The 15,047-nt window shown below is 64.8% G+C and carries 16 protein-coding genes and 2 tRNA genes; 4 read left to right on the top strand and 14 right to left on the bottom strand.

Translation table 11 applies throughout. The annotated features are described in order from the left end of the window. The first annotated feature begins 82 nt into the window (after positions 1–82). Positions 83–622 (top strand): inorganic diphosphatase, encoded by a 540-nt coding sequence (gene ppa / locus ACVW16_RS17410; RefSeq protein WP_456700370.1) that lies wholly within the window; start codon positions 83–85, stop codon positions 620–622. A 131-nt stretch (positions 623–753) separates the two neighbouring features. Here ppa and folD read toward each other — a convergent pair whose 3' ends face one another. Genes folD through ACVW16_RS17425 form a run of 3 tightly spaced genes read right to left on the bottom strand, consistent with a single transcriptional unit; the run spans position 754 to position 2,287 of the window. Continuing rightward, positions 754–1,638 carry a bifunctional methylenetetrahydrofolate dehydrogenase/methenyltetrahydrofolate cyclohydrolase FolD gene (gene folD / locus ACVW16_RS17415; RefSeq protein ID WP_456736852.1) on the bottom strand — a complete coding sequence of 295 codons (885 nt, stop codon included), beginning with the start codon at positions 1,636–1,638 and terminating at the stop codon, positions 754–756. 1 nt (position 1,639) lies between these two features. Beyond that, positions 1,640–1,975 carry a DUF167 domain-containing protein gene (locus tag ACVW16_RS17420; protein WP_456700372.1) on the bottom strand — a complete coding sequence of 112 codons (336 nt, stop codon included), beginning with the start codon at positions 1,973–1,975 and terminating at the stop codon, positions 1,640–1,642. Positions 1,976–1,996: 21 nt separating this feature from the next. Next, entirely contained in the window at positions 1,997–2,287 is a 291-nt protein-coding gene (locus ACVW16_RS17425; protein ID WP_092232626.1) for a YggT family protein, read from the bottom strand. Between the two features lie 187 nt (positions 2,288–2,474). Between ACVW16_RS17425 and ACVW16_RS17430 the strand changes: the two genes are divergently transcribed. Further along, positions 2,475–2,550: transfer RNA gene (locus ACVW16_RS17430), tRNA-Ala, on the top strand. Between the two features lie 101 nt (positions 2,551–2,651). Here ACVW16_RS17430 and ACVW16_RS17435 read toward each other — a convergent pair. The 7 genes from ACVW16_RS17435 to ACVW16_RS17465 all read right to left on the bottom strand — a co-directional run bounded on the left by ACVW16_RS17435 (position 2,652) and on the right by ACVW16_RS17465 (position 10,395). Beyond that, positions 2,652–3,464, bottom strand: a complete 813-nt coding sequence (locus ACVW16_RS17435) for an enoyl-CoA hydratase (protein ID WP_456700373.1) — start codon at positions 3,462–3,464, stop codon at positions 2,652–2,654. Positions 3,465–3,563: 99 nt separating this feature from the next. Continuing rightward, positions 3,564–4,358, bottom strand: a complete 795-nt coding sequence (locus tag ACVW16_RS17440) for a glutamine amidotransferase (RefSeq protein ID WP_456736851.1) — start codon at positions 4,356–4,358, stop codon at positions 3,564–3,566. A 125-nt stretch (positions 4,359–4,483) separates the two neighbouring features. Then, the gene (locus tag ACVW16_RS17445; RefSeq protein WP_456736850.1) at positions 4,484–5,263 is read right to left on the bottom strand and encodes an SDR family NAD(P)-dependent oxidoreductase; all 780 of its coding nucleotides are present in this window, start codon (positions 5,261–5,263) and stop codon (positions 4,484–4,486) included. A 238-nt stretch (positions 5,264–5,501) separates the two neighbouring features. Then, on the bottom strand, positions 5,502–5,990 hold the full coding sequence (locus tag ACVW16_RS17450) for a tellurite resistance TerB family protein (protein WP_456700376.1): 489 nt from the start codon (positions 5,988–5,990) through the stop codon (positions 5,502–5,504). Between the two features lie 161 nt (positions 5,991–6,151). Next, the gene (locus ACVW16_RS17455) at positions 6,152–7,561 is read right to left on the bottom strand and encodes a DUF5939 domain-containing protein (RefSeq protein ID WP_456700377.1); all 1,410 of its coding nucleotides are present in this window, start codon (positions 7,559–7,561) and stop codon (positions 6,152–6,154) included. Between the two features lie 45 nt (positions 7,562–7,606). Beyond that, a complete protein-coding gene (locus ACVW16_RS17460) occupies positions 7,607–8,974 on the bottom strand; it encodes a cytochrome P450 (RefSeq protein ID WP_456736849.1) in 1,368 nt (455 codons plus the stop codon). Between the two features lie 50 nt (positions 8,975–9,024). Then, entirely contained in the window at positions 9,025–10,395 is a 1,371-nt protein-coding gene (locus ACVW16_RS17465; RefSeq protein WP_456736848.1) for a hydrolase, read from the bottom strand. Between the two features lie 137 nt (positions 10,396–10,532). Between ACVW16_RS17465 and ACVW16_RS17470 the strand changes: the two genes are divergently transcribed. Further along, positions 10,533–12,221: an MFS transporter gene (locus tag ACVW16_RS17470; RefSeq protein ID WP_456736847.1), complete on the top strand. Its 1,689-nt coding sequence runs from the start codon at positions 10,533–10,535 to the stop codon at positions 12,219–12,221. Between the two features lie 19 nt (positions 12,222–12,240). On the opposite strand, the gene ACVW16_RS17475 is transcribed toward ACVW16_RS17470, so the two are convergent. Both ACVW16_RS17475 and ACVW16_RS17480 read right to left on the bottom strand, forming a co-directional pair. Then, positions 12,241–12,456, bottom strand: a complete 216-nt coding sequence (locus tag ACVW16_RS17475) for a hypothetical protein (protein WP_456700381.1) — start codon at positions 12,454–12,456, stop codon at positions 12,241–12,243. A 178-nt stretch (positions 12,457–12,634) separates the two neighbouring features. Next, positions 12,635–12,943, bottom strand: a complete 309-nt coding sequence (locus ACVW16_RS17480; RefSeq protein WP_456700382.1) for a hypothetical protein — start codon at positions 12,941–12,943, stop codon at positions 12,635–12,637. A 254-nt stretch (positions 12,944–13,197) separates the two neighbouring features. Between ACVW16_RS17480 and ACVW16_RS17485 the strand changes: the two genes are divergently transcribed. Further along, a complete protein-coding gene (locus ACVW16_RS17485; RefSeq protein ID WP_456700383.1) occupies positions 13,198–14,265 on the top strand; it encodes a polysaccharide deacetylase family protein in 1,068 nt (355 codons plus the stop codon). A 75-nt stretch (positions 14,266–14,340) separates the two neighbouring features. Here ACVW16_RS17485 and ACVW16_RS17490 read toward each other — a convergent pair whose 3' ends face one another. Then, positions 14,341–14,715: a hypothetical protein gene (locus ACVW16_RS17490; RefSeq protein ID WP_456736846.1), complete on the bottom strand. Its 375-nt coding sequence runs from the start codon at positions 14,713–14,715 to the stop codon at positions 14,341–14,343. A gap of 188 nt (positions 14,716–14,903) precedes the next feature. Then, positions 14,904–14,979, bottom strand: a tRNA-Thr gene (locus ACVW16_RS17495). Positions 14,980–15,047: the final 68 nt, after the last annotated feature.

The following is a 15,047-nucleotide window of genomic DNA, read 5'->3' on the forward strand; positions in this document are numbered from 1 at the left end:
TCAGCGGGCCAAGCCCGCGTATGACAGCGCCGAAAATCGCTGCCGGGCGAGATTTAACGTCGGCAATAACGGAGCCTTTCCAATGCGTATCGATGCGGTCTCAATCGGAAAAAACGTTCCTGAGGACGTCAACGTCATCATCGAAGTCCCCGTGGGTGGCGAACCGATCAAGTATGAGATGGACAAGGAGGCCGGCACGCTGGTGGTCGACCGCTTCCTCTATACGCCGATGCGTTACCCCGGTAATTACGGCTTCATCCCGCACACGCTGTCGGACGACGGCGATCCCTGCGACGTGCTGATCGTCAACACCCGCGCCATCATCCCCGGCGCCGTCATGAGCGTGCGCCCGGTCGGCGTGCTGTTCATGGAAGACGAAGCGGGCGGCGACGAGAAGATTCTGGCGGTGCCGTCGTCGAAGCTGACGCAGCGCTACGACAAGGTGAAGTCGTATTCCGACCTCCCCGACATCACGCTGCAGCAGATCCAGCACTTCTTCGAGCACTACAAGGATCTCGAGAAGGGCAAATGGGTGAAGATCACGCGCTGGGGTGGCCCCGAGGAAGCGCAGAAGCTGATCCTCGAAGGCATCGAGCGCGAGAAGAAAAAGAAGAAGGTGTGAGTTGATGCCCCTGATGCAGCGCAGCGGAAACGCTGCGCTGCTGAGCCGGGGCCCAATACAGCGCGGCCAGGGGTGCCGGCTCAGCGTCGTTTCATTTCGTGCCGCGCCGCGTCCGGGACACCAGCGCGGCGCTACACCGCGGGCTTCGGCAGACCGGCGATCGCACACGCCGCGCGCAGCGTGTTCACGAGCAGGCAGGCGACCGTCATCTGGCCGACGCCTCCAGGCACCGGCGTGACCGCACCGGCAATGCCGAGTGCTTCCTGATAGGCGACATCGCCGACGAGACGGGTCTTGCCGTCCTCCTTCGGGATGCGGTTGATGCCGATGTCGATCACGGTCGCGCCCGGCTTCAGCCAGTCGCCGCGCACCATCTCCGGCCTGCCGACAGCGGCGTAGACGAGGTCGGCCTGCCTCACGATCCCCGGCAGGTCGCGCGAGCGCGAATGGGCGATCGTCACCGTGGCGTTCTCGTTCAGCAGCAATTGCACCAGCGGACGGCCGACCAGGTTGGAGCGGCCGATGACGACGGCGTTCATGCCTTCGAGCGAGGGGTGCACGCTCTTGGTCAGGATGATGCAGCCCAGCGGCGTGCAGGGGGACAGCGCCTGGAAGCCGCCGGCGAGCCGGCCGGCATTGTTCGGATGCAGGCCGTCGACGTCCTTGGCAGGATCGATGGCATTGATCACGGCCTCGGTATTCAGCCCCTTGGGCAGCGGCAGTTGCACGAGAATGCCGTGCACCGCAGGATCGCGGTTGAGCTTGGCAACGAGCGCCAGCAGATCGGCCTGCGAGACATCCGCGGGCAGCTTGTGCTCGAACGACGCCATGCCGGCCGCCTGGGTCTGCGTATGCTTGGAGCGGACATAGACCTCGCTGGCGGGATCTTGGCCGACCAGGACCACGGCGAGGCCAGGCACCAGATTGTGCTCGCGCTTGACGCGGGCGACCTCGTCGGCGACGCGGGCACGAAGGTCCGCCGCGATGACTTTTCCGTCGATGATCCTGGCCGTCATGTCAGTTCCCCTCGTCTGTCGATTTGACCGGCGCGAGCTTGCGCAATGCTTCGGTAAGTCCGGCCGGATCACCCGCGACGGCGACCTGCTTCAGCCGCGACGTCGTCCCGGACAGGAGACTGACGCTGGCCTTGGGCACGCCGAGCGATTTCGCCAGCAGCGCCAGCACCGCGCGATTGGCCTCGCCGGCATCGGCAATGGCACGCACGCGCACCTTTAGCACGCTGCGACCGTCGGACAGCCGCTCGATCCCGTCGATGCTGTCACGTCCGCCGCGCGGCGTCACCCGCAGCGCGATGCTGATGCCCGCCGAGGAGACTCGCCAAGGTCCGCTCAAGGCTCGGCCACGGTTCCGGGCCTACGGCACGTTCGGATAGACGTACTCGGCGAGGTAGAGCTGGATCAACCACAGCACGAAGAAGGCGACGATCGGAGACATGTCGAGCCCGCCCATGCTGGGCAGCCTGCGCCTGATGGGTCCGAGGACCGGTTCGGTGATCCGATAGAGAAACTCCGCGATCGCCCCGACAAACTGGTTGCGGGTATTCACGACGTTGAACGCGATCAACCAGGACAGGATTGCAGATGCGATCAGCAGATAGATGTAGAGATTGATGATCTGGATCAGAATGAAGACTATCGGGCGCATCAGCGAAACACTCTCTGGGCCTGTGTCGTGGCGGTGATCACCGCTAGATACCGGTTCCCCCCGGCCCAAACAAGGGAAGTCGGTGTCCGGGTGGGTAAAACCCCCTTACACCCGTCCTTGACTTGACCTTGGCGGGGACTTAAATGGCGCCCGGTTGTCGGCCGCGTTTACCAGAGCGGCCAGCAAAGGGGCCATAGCTCAGCTGGGAGAGCGCGTCGTTCGCAATGACGAGGTCGGCGGTTCGATCCCGCCTGGCTCCACCACGCTTCGCCCTTCGGGCTAAGCGTGGCGCAGCCGCGAGAAGCCCGAAGGGTGAAGCATGGTGTCCGGCGAAGCCCGTAGGGCGTAGACGGACTGTTGCCCCCTACCTCCCCGTAAACCTTGGCGGCCGCTTCTCCATGAAGCTTGCGACGCCCTCCCGGAAATCGCTGCCGTTCAGCGCCACCATCATCTCCCTGTTGGCCTCGATCGTCGCCTCCGCCAGCGTCTGGAACGGCACCTCGTAGAGCTGCCGCTTGATCACGGCCATCGCGCTCGGCGAGACGAAATCAGCGAGGTCGCGGGCGTAGGCGTAGGTCTCCTCGCGCAGCTTGTCGGGCGAGCAGAGCCGGTTCACCAGCCCGATCCGCAACGCCTCGTCGCTCGAAACACGACGCGCCGAGAGCAGCAGGTCCATCGCATTGGCATGACCGACGATGCGCGGCAGCATCCAGCTCATGCCGTGTTCGGCGATAAGGCCGCGCCGTGCAAAGGCTGTGGTGAACACGGTGTTGTCGGCGGCAAAGCGCAGGTCGCAATACAGCGCATGCACGAGGCCGATGCCGGCAGTGGCGCCGTTGAGCATTGCGATGACGGGTTTTCCGATCGACGGATAGAAACCGTAGCGCGTCTGCCAGTCCGGACGGCGATTCATGTCGAAGGGTGGCAGGTTGGAGGCGCGCCCGACGTCGTTTGGATCAAGCCCTTTCAGCGCGTCCATGTCGGCGCCGGCGCAAAAGGCGCGACCTGCGCCTGTCAGCACGATGACGCGGACATTGTCATCGGCGCTCGAGGCTTCCATGGCATGGCGCACGTCGCGTTCCATGACAGGCGTCCACGCGTTCATCCGATCAGGCCGATTGAGCGTGATGGTCGCGATCTTGTCCCTCACCTCATAGAGAATATGCTCATAGGCCATGACGCTCTCCCTTTGCTGCCGGCACGCGTTCGCGCGCGCTCGTTGGCCGCGAGCCTAGCACAGTCAGGGATGGAGCAGGCACCTGAGCAAAGGCGCGGGTTACTCGGCGGCTTGCGCCAGCACCGGCCGGCGCGCCAACCAGCTGTCGATGAAATGATCGAGCCAGGCACGTTCCGCGGCGTCATGGACCGCACGGTCCGCGAAATGATGATGCCGTTCGCGCGCGCCGGGCGCGCTGAGCCCGTCATAGCCGCGCGTGGTCCAGCGATGCATCATGGCGTAGGTCACATCAGGATGAAACTGCACGCCGAAGGCATTGCCTGATCGAAACGCCTGGTTGGGAAAGTCATCGCCTTCCGCCAGCAGTTCGGCGCCTTCAGGCAGCTCAAAGCCTTCGCGATGCCAGTGATAGACCTGCGCGGGCCAATCCGGGCAGAGCGCGTGTCCCGCCGTCGTCGGACGGATCGGGTAGTAACCGATCTGGGTCAGCGCCTGCGGATGCGGCGCGACGCGGGCCCCGAGCTGCATCGCCAGCATCTGCGCGCCCAGGCAGATGCCGATGAACGGCCGCTGCTCGCGGAGCGGAATTTCGATCCAGTCGATCTCGCGGCGGACGTACTCGTCGGGATCATTTGCGCTCATCGGGCCGCCGAAGACGACGGCACCGGCGTGCTGGTCGAGCGTGTCGGGCAGGGCGTCTCCAAAGCGCGGCCTGCGGATGTCGAGGCGATGGCCGAGCGCGCGGAGCGCATTGCCGACGCGGCCTGGTGTCGAGGATTCCTGGTGCAGGATGATCAGAACCGGCAGCCGGCGTTCGGAGGCGGCCGCGCTCGGCGCTCTTCCGGAGAAGGGCACCACATCTGCGCCACCAAACCTGTTCGTCCGGAACGACATGGCCTTTGCGAGTGCGAGCGGTTCAAGCCATCAGCATAGCTAAGCGGTGGTTAACATCGTGTGAGTTTGCACACACACCGCAGGACCAAAGCAAACTCCGGGCCATTCCCGGGATTTGGCGATCTTCAGTGCCGCTGCCTCTGGAATCTGCTGGTGGCCGAGAGGATGAAGCCGCGCGGGAAGAAGCGCAGCGCGAATGGCACGATCTTGATGCCGAGACCCGGCAGCACTGCCCGCTTGTTCGCCATCAGGCCACGATAGGCATCGCGTGCAACCTCGGCTGCCGACACATTGAGCAGGGCCGTATCATGCCCGGAGCCGACGCCGGCGCGCGCCTGGAATTCGGTCGGCACCGGACCCGGGCAAAGCACGGTGACGCGGACGCCGCGCGGCGCGAGCTCCGCCCGCAAAGCCTCAGTGAGCGAAATCACATAGGCCTTGGACGCGTAGTACACGGCCATCCCGGGACCCGGCAGGAAGCCCGCGACGGAGCCTACATTGAGAAGGCCGCCCCTGTTCCTGATCAGTTGATCGGCAAAGCGCAGCGACAGATCGGTCAGTGCACGCACGTTGACATCGACAATGCCGACCTGCTCGTCGCGGTCCCGCTCGACGGCGTCGCCGAATACGCCGAAGCCGGCATTGTTGACGAGATGATCGAGTTCGACGTCCTCGGCAGCGAGCGCGGCTGCGATCCGTTCGCCGGCATCGGCTTGCTGGAGATCGCAGGCGATCACGATGGGCTTTTTGCCGCACGTAGAGGCGAGTTCGTTCGCCAGCGCCTCGAGCCGGTCGGCACGTCGTGCCGTCAGCGCAAGCCGGTGCCCGTTTGCGGCAAACACACGCGCCAGCTCCGTACCGATGCCCGCCGAAGCGCCGGTGATCAACGTTACCCGCTCAGTCACGATCGCTGTCTCTTGAATTGAAGATTTTTGGCCCCGTAATGGGGGAACTGGAGCATAAGCCATGCGCGACAAGCAAGCGGCGCCGGCAGCATGGCCGCCAGAGCGGAGTAACGGGGAAAGTGAGAAAAACCGCGGATTTAGAGGGGAATCCGGCGCCGGGAGATTTCGACGGCTACATTAAAGTTTCGTCATGTCGTCGATACAATCGGCAATCGGCAATCGGCGCGTTGCCGATCGCTCAGCCGCCGAGAGCGCTATCCTTGATCTGACCGCCGGCGCGGTTCGCGACCGCGTGCTTGAGATCGATCCGGTCACGCTGGGAAATCCCGAGCAGGTCGGAGGCGCGCCAGACCACGTTGTCCTCGAACTCGGTCACCTGGCCGTCGGCATAGACCAGCTCCCACATCATCTCGACGATCCGCTTGCGGCCCTCTTCGTCGAGCGAGCGCATGATGACGCTGGTAAAGTGATAGAGATCGACCGCCTCGCCCTCGACCTCCGTCGCGTCCGCGATCAGCCGGTCGGCCGTGCCACGATCGAGCTTGAAATGGCTTTCGATGAGGCCGTGCAGCTTGCGCTGCTCGGCCTGCGTCGGCTGGCCGTCCAGCGAGACCACATGGATCAGAAGCGCGGTCGCCGCCAGCCGGTAATCGCTGTCTCCAAAGGCACGGTCCTGGGCATGGGGAGCAACAATGTCCTCGATGAATTGGCGCAGGCCGTCAAGCATGAGATCCTACCGAAATCGATGGCGCCGCGAGGAGCGCGACGGCTACCAGCCCTATATGAGCGAGGAACTCAAGCGGCGCAACAAGCGCCAGTCCCGCGCGCTGCATTACGTTTCGGCAATCTGCTCTCGTCCCGCCCTGGTGCGCAGTTGCGCACGGGCCCTCACGGTATCTCGTACACCACCATCTTGTCGGCGATGCCGCGGAGCGCCGCCTGCTTCTGGATCGGCTTGATCTCACGCCGATGAAGGATCTCGGCAACCGCCGGCGCATCCAGCACCGGACCGGTGATGTGGATCTCCTGCGCGGTCGATAGGCTCTGCACGCGCGCCGCGATGTTGACGGTCTGGCCGAAATAATCCTGCCGCTCGTTGAGCATCACCGCCAGGCAGGGTCCCTCGTGGATACCGATCTTGACGATGAGATCATCAGTGCCGCGCTGCTTGTTGAGCTTGTCCATCGCGGCGCGCATGCGCAAACCCGCAACGATTGCATGCTCGGGACGCACAAAGGTCGCCATCACGGCATCGCCGATCGTCTTCACCACCGCACCCTTTTCCGACGAGATGATCTCGAGCAGCGCGTGGAAATGCGCCCGCACGAGATCGAAGGCGGCGAGGTCGCCAACGCGCTCGTAGAGCGCCGTCGAGCCCTTGAGATCGGTGAACAGGAAGGTCAGCGAGGTGATCTGCAGCCGCTGGTCGAGGCTGAGATTGTCTGCCTTGAACACATCGCGAAACGTCTGGTTCGACAGCATGCGCTTTGCGGTAAGGAACGGCTTGCGCTGGCCGATCAGGTGATGGAGCGCATCGGCCGCAATGAAGACCGACGGCAGCACGCGGACGCCGGCCTGGTTCTCCAGCGACAGCCGCAGCGGCCCCGGCCGCATCGTCGTGGTCCCCGTCGGCGCCTGCACCTTGTTGTACATGATCGCGAGTTGCTGACGGTCCTTGGTCGGCTCGCCCTGAACGTCGATGAAATGAGCGGCGTGTGTCACCGGCTCGAAGATGATGATGAAGTCGCTCGGCAGTTGCAGCGACATGGTCGCCTTCTCGCCGGCTTGCAGCTCCATCGTATCGAGCATCACCTCGTTGGCCAGTGTCGCAAAGGATTCCTTATTGAAGTCGACACCCGAACTCCAGAACACCTGCTTGAAATACTCCCACACGGGAAGGGTGTCGGGGTCGTGCGCGGCAATGCGGCGCACGCGTGGATTCACGGTGAAGGAGACCTCGACCTGATCGTCGACGGAAGCCTTGTAGCCGCAGGCGCAGAGCGCGCAGTGATAATCGTCCGGCTTCAGCGCCTTCAACGTCGTATGGGCGCCAAGCACGCCGCCACAGCCGGGACACAGCACATTCCAGCCGAGATCGAACAATCCCAGCCGCGCCGAATGCAGGAAGGCGGAGATCGCGCGCTCTTCGTCGACGTCATGCTGCCTGGCGAAATCGAGCACATTGACCCGGTTCAGCTCGTGATCGTCGCCGTCTTCGATGAGACGCGCGATCGCATCGACAACCTTCGCGTCGGCGGTCTGCTTCAGAACGGAAAACTGGGCCTGGATATCGCTCATGGCGTAACTCTATCTGGGGTGGAACATTTCAACCGCGAGAGCCTGTCACCGACGCGTGATACGGAACATGGGTGAGTGGTCCGGCTGGGTCGTGACGACGCCATAGGGAATGACCGGCGTCGCGTCCGCCAGCTCGACGCGGAACGTGCCGATCAACCGCGCCAGCGCCAGCACGGACTCGGCCTGCGCGAACGGCGCGCCGATGCAGACGCGCGGGCCCGCACCGAACGGCAGATAGGCGAAGCGGTCCGGCTGCTCTTTCGTCATGAAGCGCTTGGGAATGAAGGCGTTCGGCTGATCCCACAGCTTCTCGTGCCGGTGCAACAGCCAGGGCGCGATCATGATGATATCGCCCTTGCTGACCTCAGCGCCGGCCACATTGTCCTTGCCGCGCGCGGCCCGGGCGATCAGGAAGGCCGGCGGATAGAGCCGCATGGTTTCATCGACCGTGGCGCGGGTAAATTTCTGCCGGTCGATATCAGCCATGCTGTCGAGATGCTCGCCGCGTGTCTCGGAGGCAACTTCCTCCTGCGTGTCAGGATCGAGCGCAAGCAGATAGAGCGCCCAGAACAGGGCGGTCGCGGTCGTTTCATGACCCGCCAGGATCATGGTCGCGACCTCGTCGACGAGTTGCTCGTCCGAAAATCCCTTGCCCGTTTCAGGATCGCGCGACTCGTCCATCAGATCGAACAAATCGCGCGGCGGCGCTCCGTCCTTCTTGCCCGCCGCGCGCCGTTCGGCGATCAGCATCGCGACGAACTCGGTCCAGCGCGTGCGGAAGCGGGCGCGCGCCCGATCCATCGGCGTCGGCCAGGAGACCGGCAGTACCATGTCGAGGAAATAGGCGCGCCCGAGCCGCTCGCCATATTCCATCACGAAATTGCGCAGGGTCGGGCCGCGCCGGTCCATTCCGAACGAGAACATCGTGCGGCCGGCGATCTCCAGCGTCATGCGCTGCATGACCTCGCGCAGATCGACCGGCTCGTTCGTGCGCGCATCCAGCTTCCCGATCGTTTCGTCGAGCACGGCCGTCATGTGCGGAACGAGGTTGGCGGTCGCACGCGGCGTGAAGGCGGGCGCGAGCGTGCGGCGCTGATGCGCCCAGCCGTGGCCCTCGGCAAGCAGGAGGCCTTGGCCGAGCACGGGACGCAGCATGCGGATGCCCGCCGGCGTCCGCGTATAGTTTTCGTAATTGCTCATCAGAACATGCCGGATCGCGTCCGGCTGGTTCAGGATGAAGCTCTTGTGCAGCAAGAAGCGACCCTGGATGATCTCTTCCTCGTAGGCGCGCTGCCCCCAGGTCGCGATCATGTTCTGCCTGATCACCGCGACGCGGCCGAAGAACGACAAATTGTCCGGCGCGCGCGGCGGTGTCGGGGGAATGATGGGCCGACGCACACTGGCGATGGTCATGGCTCGCTCCCGCAGATGTCGTCGCCGTAAAGGCTTGCGCAGGCAGATAGCTAGTAAGTCAGCTCGGCAATCGCAATCCTGTTCTCCGAGGCAGGCCAGGCGCGCGCGACAATTCGTTCTTCGTTGAACTGGGCCACAACGTTACGCCCGACCTCGCTCGCCGGAAGGCGCAGGGTCGCTGTCGCATCCGTGGGCACGCCCGGATGGACGTCGGCGGGCTCATGGCCGTCGAACAGAACGATATCGCGCGGCAGGCCGAAATAGCCGCGCGGGCGCGACATGATCACGACGGCGCCGGCATCCTTGTCCGCCGGAAGGAACGAGCGCGCGGCGCGCAGATGCACGACGTCGGAGGAGCGCGGGAAGGGCGAGCGATAGAAATGGGTGATCGGGGCGCCGGGCGAGGTGAGCACGATCTCGAGCGGCGAGGTGGGATCGACCTCGGCCGGCCCCCAGCTGCCCTCGGCGCCCGTCCTGATGCGGTACGCCGCATCGCCCCTGCGTTCCGCGCTCTCGCCGTCGACATGATAGATCTCCACCACCGCGCCGGCCACCGGACGATTGGTCGGCACGCTATCCACCATGCCCGTGACCAATCCGCCGAGGCGAACGGTCCGCTCCGGCGTGATCGCGATGCGCGTAGGCTCACGGCCGGCGATGAACTTGTAGATTTCACGGAACGCCCGCGGGTGATACGCGGTTTCGCGATGGTCGATGGTGCCGAGCACGAGATTGGTCGCGCCTTTCAGCTCCGGCCCCTCGGCGGTGACGTTGGTCGGCACGCCGGGCTTGCCCATGAAGCGGCCGTCGGGCTGCGCATATTTGTCCATGCCGTCGCTGCGCAGCGTGAGGAAAGGGACGCCCGGCGTCACCTCGCTGTCGCCCGCATTCAAGCCGCGCAGGAAGGCGCCGCGCCCGTTGAATTCGCTGCCGAGGAGATCGTCGAGCGCAAACACGCCGTGATTGGGCGTGCCGCACAGGATTGCGTGGCTGACATCGCCGGCGCCGCCGTTCTTGATGACGTTGCGGATGGAATTGCCGCCGCGCGAATTACCGACCAGCGCCACGCGCGCCGCTCCGGTGCGGCGCTTCAACTCCGCGATGGCGGCAGCAAGCTCGCGGCGCTGATCCTCGGTCGAGGAACGGTTGGCCTGCTCGACCGTGTCGTCAGCGCGCGCCGTGGGATTGATGAAATTGATCGCCATCATACGGTCATGTGCGATGCCGTTGGATTCCATCCGCCACAGCGTCGTCATCCAGAGCGCGTCGTAATCGCCATTGCCGTGGACGAAAAGGATCGGCGGCGTCTCGGCGCCCTGGTTCGCCGCCCTCGTTTGCGCCAGCGCCTCCGTCCGGATGCTCGCAACCGCGAAAGGCAAACTCCCCACACCTTGCAGGATCGTCCGTCGTGACAGCTTCATGTGTTCCTCCCCGCCAAAACCATGTCTTTGCACCGCTTATAGCGGCCTAACCACTGGACAGCGAAGGACTTTCGCAGGCATCACTGAGCTCGCCGGAATCATTGAAACCATTTCTGCCAGAGGACTTGGAAGGGTATATGACCGAGCAGACGAACCGTCAGAATCGTTCCGCCGACGGCATCACAGCCCCCCTGCGGTACACCATATTCCGGCGCATCTGGCTCGCCAGCCTGCTCTCCAATCTCGGCCTCCTGATCCAGGGCGTGGGCGCGGCCTGGGCGATGACGCAGATGGCGGCCTCCGCCGACAAGGTGGCGCTGGTTCAGACCGCCCTGATGCTGCCGATCATGCTGATCTCGATGCCGGCCGGCGCCATCGCCGACATGTACGACCGCCGCATCGTGACCCTGATCGCGCTCATGATCGCGCTCACCGGCGCGTCCGCCCTGACGATCCTGGCCGGGCTCAAGCTGATCGCCCCGGAATCGTTGCTGGCCTTCTGCTTCGTGGTCGGCAGCGGCAACGCCTTGTTCGGCCCCGCCTGGCAGTCCTCGGTCAGCGAGCAGGTGCCGCAGGACGCCCTGCCATCGGCGGTGGCACTGAACGGCATCAGCTACAACATCGCGCGCAGCTTCGGTCCTGCGGTCGGCGGCGTGATCGTCGCCGCGGCGGGCGCGGTGGCGGCGTTCGCCTGCAACGCGGTTCTCTATCTGCCGCTGCTCGTCGTGCTGCTGCTGTGGCGGCGCGTGGTCGAGCCCTCGCGGCTGCCGCGGGAGAAACTCAACCGCGCCATGGTTTCGGGCTTCCGCTACATCACCAATTCGCCGCCGATCAAGATCGTGCTGCTGCGAACGCTGGTGATGGGCCTGATCGGCGGCGCGATCATGGCGCTGATGCCGCTGGTCGCGCGCGATCTCTTGCACGGCGGGGCACAGACCTACGGCATCATGCTGGGCGCGTTCGGGATGGGCGCGGTGGTCGGCGCGCTCAACATTCACGAGCTGCGCAAGCGCATGAGCGGCGAGGCTGCGATCCGCGCCTGCACGATCTCGATGGCGTTTGCGATGGCCGCAATCGCCCTGAGCACCGAGCCGGTGCTCACTGCGGCCGCGCTGGTGCTGGCGGGAGCGGTCTGGATGGCCGCAGTGGCGCTGTTCAACATCGGCGTGCAGCTCTCGGCGCCGCGGTGGGTCGCGGGACGCTCGCTCGCGGCGTTCCAGGCCTCGATCTCCGGCGGCATCGCGATCGGCGCGTGGGGCTGGGGTCACCTCACCGACTATGCCGGCGTCGAGGTCGCGCTCCTGACTGCGGCGAGCCTGATGCTGATCTCGCCGGTGCTCGGGATCTGGCTGACGATGCCGCGCGTCGGCGCTCGCAACGAAGACGCGGGCGTGTTGGCCGACCCTGAGGTCAAGCTCTCGCTCACCGCACGTAGCGGACCGCTGGTGGTCGAGATCGAATATCGGGTCGCCCAGGAGAACGCGCGCGCCTTCCATAACATCATGCAGGACGTGCAGCTCTCCCGGCAGCGCAACGGCGCCTATGGCTGGTCGATCGCGCGCGACATCGCCGATCCGGAATTGTGGACCGAACGCTATCATTGCCCGACCTGGCTCGACTATTTGCGTCAGCGCAACCGCGCGACCCAATCCGAACGCGCGCTCTATCAGCGTGCAAACGATCTCCATATCGGCGTCGAGCCGGTGCGGATCCGCCGCATGCTCGAGCGGCCGTTCGGATCGGTGCGCTGGAAGGAAGAGACGCCGGACCGGGCTGCAAGCGAAGTGCTGCCCGTGGTCGCGACCGCCGCGGGCAGCAGCACGTAAGGTTTGTTGCGCAGCCCTGCTACTGCCCGTGATCCGTCAGCATCTTGTCGCAGGCCTTGCCGAGGCGCGCACGGTGCTCCTTCAGGCAGGCCAGCACGGCGCTATCGCCATTGTTCATCACGGCACGGCAGAAGCGCGTGACATCACGCGCGCATGCGTCGTGGCCGGTCTGCTGCTGCGCGGACGCGCTCGATGCGCAAAGGAGCAAAGGAATGATGAAAAGAAATCTGGTCATCGCGTAATGCCTCGTAGCCGAAAAATGTGCCGGCGAAGCTAGTGCGACGATCCCTGACCCGCAACGGCTTTGTTGATGGCTTGCCGGCGCCGGCCGATGGCCTCGGCATCAGGCCGGGGCACATCGCGCGGGAGCTTCGCGAAGCGGGCTTTTTGTCCGTGCTCTTATCGGCGGTGCTTCATTGCCGGTCCTGGGCGTCAGCGACCTTGCGTGAGGCGCCCTTGGCGAGGTCCTTGTCCATCACCGCGCGGCAACCGGTGCTCAGGTCCGAGCGATGCTTGATCATGCACGCGGTGATCTTCGGGATGTCCGGGATTTCCGACGAGCACAGGCGGAAGGCGTCGCCCGTGCACATCTGCTGCGCTTCGGCCGAGAAGGCGAAGCTCGAAGTTGTCGAGACGATCGAGACGATCGCGGCAATGCCCAGAGCCAGGCTGGTGTCGCGGATCCTTGCAGTCAGGGACTTCCCAGAAAACGACGTCGTCATGTGAGGCTCCCATTGGCGACCCGCGAAAGGCGGGACCCGTTGTTGATGGGAATGACCATGCTCCCGGAAAATCCTTTCCACTGTGATGTCAGTCACGCGCGGGCCGCCCTTTGTGACCTCAGTCACTTTGGCGACCTGCCTGAAATTCCTCCGCAACCGCCGTCGCGTTGGTGTCACGTTAACTGTTCCTTCGCATTAATGGCTCGGGCGCGGGAAAATCCGCTGGTTTGGTTGCGTATTTGGAAAGAGTAGCGATGCGTAATGCGTTGGGCCTGATGCTGGCCAGTGTGGTTGCGGCGATCGTGATCGCCGGAGGTTGGTATTTTTATTCCTCGCGCGCCGACCAGGGCGCCCCCAAGACAACGGCGGCCCGCGCCGCAGATCCGCTGCCCGCGCCGGCCAGGCTTGCCGCCAAGGACGACGTCGAGACCACCGCGGCGATCGCCGCCAAGCCCGCCGCTGCTGCCGCCGCGGCGGCTCCTGCGCCTGCACCGGCGGTGGCACCGGTCCAGGATACGACCTGCACCAATCCGAATGCGCTCGGCGTCTCGCGCGTGGTCGAGATCGACACGACCGGCGGTCCGGGCTTCGGCTTCGAGCAGTACAAGCAGTTTGATTTCCTCGCCGACAAGGAGGTCGTGCTGACCTTCGACGACAGCCCGTGGCCGCACAACACGCCGGCCGTGCTGAAGGCGCTGGCCGACGAATGCACCAAGGGCCTGTTCTTCTCGGTCGGCAAGCACGCCAGCTGGCATCCGGAAATCCTGCGCCAGGTTCTGGCCCAGGGCCACACCGTGGGCACGCACACATGGTCGCACCTCAATCTCGCCGGCAAGAAGATGACGGAGCAGCAGGCCAAGGACGAGATCGAGAAAGGCTTCAGCGCCGTGAAATGGGCGCTCGGCACCAATCCGTCGCCGTTCTTCCGCTTTCCGCAGCTTTCTCAGAGCCCGGCCCTCGTGAGCTATCTCGGCAGCCGCAACATCGGGATCTTCTCGACCGACCTCGACTCCTTCGATTTCCGCAAGGAGAGCACGCCGGACAAGATCATCAGCAACGTGATGACCAAGCTCGACAAGCTCGGCAAGGGCATCATCCTGATGCACGACTTCCAGAAGCGCACCGGCGAAGCGCTGCCGACGCTGCTCGCGCGCCTCAAGGCCGGTGGCTACAAGGTCGTGCAGGTGAAGGCGAAGACGACGTTCGAATCGCTGCCCGAGTACGACGAGGCGGTGCTCAAGGAGATGAAGGTGCCGACGTCGAGCAGTGCGGCCAACGTGCGCCCGGTCTCGAGCGTGGTGCAGACGGTCTCCCAGCGCTGAGCACGACAGATTGCAAGACACGAAATGGCCGGGCTCAGCCCGGCCATTTTTGTTTGAAGAGCAGAACTCGTCTGCTTACCAATAGATGCCGTGCCGGTGCAGCTCGCTGATGATGCGGCCTTCGGTCCAGACTTGCTTGTGCCTGGGCCTGTCCGCCTTCGCAGTCGTCTTCGGTGCAGGCGGAGTCGCAACCGGCACCGACGCCGGCGTGGTTGTTGCGGCCGCAGCAGCTGGAGCGGTGGTCGAAACCGCCGGCGGACGATCGACATAGGCCGGCGCCGCAGCCGCTGGCGCAACTTCACTGACCTGCGTGGCGGCGACCGTCGGCGCGGCCGCTTGCGGTGCCGGAGCCACTTCGTTCGTCGCAGCCAGCGAGAGGCTGCGCTGGCCGCCTGCCTGGGCAGACGCAGAGACCAGAACCATGACCGCCACCAGAATGATCTTGCGCATGTGAAATCTCCCCGTGTTGGCGTGACAGGGACAGTAGGGGCGCGCTGCGGGAGGTTATGTGATAGAGATCACGGACGCTGCCCTCGCCGATTTCACCAGCGTATCGCAGTGACACAAGCGTGGACGCGGGCTTCAGGGAGAACAACCCGCTTGTGACGGTCGGACACGGGCCGGACAAAGGGGGGTGCTGGTGCCGCAAGAGGGATTCGAACCCCCGACCCCGTCATTACGAATGACGTGCTCTACCGACTGAGCTATTGCGGCGAACCCTGCCGGGGCCCGGATAGGGCCGGCCCCGATACGCGCGCTCCTGATATCGGGCATGGCCCGAA

Source organism: Bradyrhizobium sp. USDA 4474 (genome assembly GCF_054057515.1).

What these genes read in the sequence shown, in the direction of transcription:
- ACVW16_RS17485 (WP_456700383.1), top strand. Translation starts at nt 13,198, where the DNA reads ATGCGTAATGCGTTGGGCCTGATGCTGGCCAGTGTGGTTGCGGCGATC.
- ACVW16_RS17460 (WP_456736849.1), bottom strand. Translation starts at nt 8,974, where the DNA reads ATGACCATCGCCAGTGTGCGTCGGCCCATCATTCCCCCGACACCGCCG.
- ACVW16_RS17440 (WP_456736851.1), bottom strand. Translation starts at nt 4,358, where the DNA reads ATGTCGTTCCGGACGAACAGGTTTGGTGGCGCAGATGTGGTGCCCTTC.
- folD (WP_456736852.1), bottom strand. Translation starts at nt 1,638, where the DNA reads ATGACGGCCAGGATCATCGACGGAAAAGTCATCGCGGCGGACCTTCGT.
- ACVW16_RS17425 (WP_092232626.1), bottom strand. Translation starts at nt 2,287, where the DNA reads ATGCGCCCGATAGTCTTCATTCTGATCCAGATCATCAATCTCTACATC.
- ACVW16_RS17465 (WP_456736848.1), bottom strand. Translation starts at nt 10,395, where the DNA reads ATGAAGCTGTCACGACGGACGATCCTGCAAGGTGTGGGGAGTTTGCCT.
- ACVW16_RS17455 (WP_456700377.1), bottom strand. Translation starts at nt 7,561, where the DNA reads ATGAGCGATATCCAGGCCCAGTTTTCCGTTCTGAAGCAGACCGCCGAC.
- ppa (WP_456700370.1), top strand. Translation starts at nt 83, where the DNA reads ATGCGTATCGATGCGGTCTCAATCGGAAAAAACGTTCCTGAGGACGTC.
- ACVW16_RS17435 (WP_456700373.1), bottom strand. Translation starts at nt 3,464, where the DNA reads ATGGCCTATGAGCATATTCTCTATGAGGTGAGGGACAAGATCGCGACC.
- ACVW16_RS17490 (WP_456736846.1), bottom strand. Translation starts at nt 14,715, where the DNA reads ATGCGCAAGATCATTCTGGTGGCGGTCATGGTTCTGGTCTCTGCGTCT.
- ACVW16_RS17470 (WP_456736847.1), top strand. Translation starts at nt 10,533, where the DNA reads ATGACCGAGCAGACGAACCGTCAGAATCGTTCCGCCGACGGCATCACA.
- ACVW16_RS17475 (WP_456700381.1), bottom strand. Translation starts at nt 12,456, where the DNA reads ATGACCAGATTTCTTTTCATCATTCCTTTGCTCCTTTGCGCATCGAGC.
- ACVW16_RS17480 (WP_456700382.1), bottom strand. Translation starts at nt 12,943, where the DNA reads ATGACGACGTCGTTTTCTGGGAAGTCCCTGACTGCAAGGATCCGCGAC.
- ACVW16_RS17450 (WP_456700376.1), bottom strand. Translation starts at nt 5,990, where the DNA reads ATGCTTGACGGCCTGCGCCAATTCATCGAGGACATTGTTGCTCCCCAT.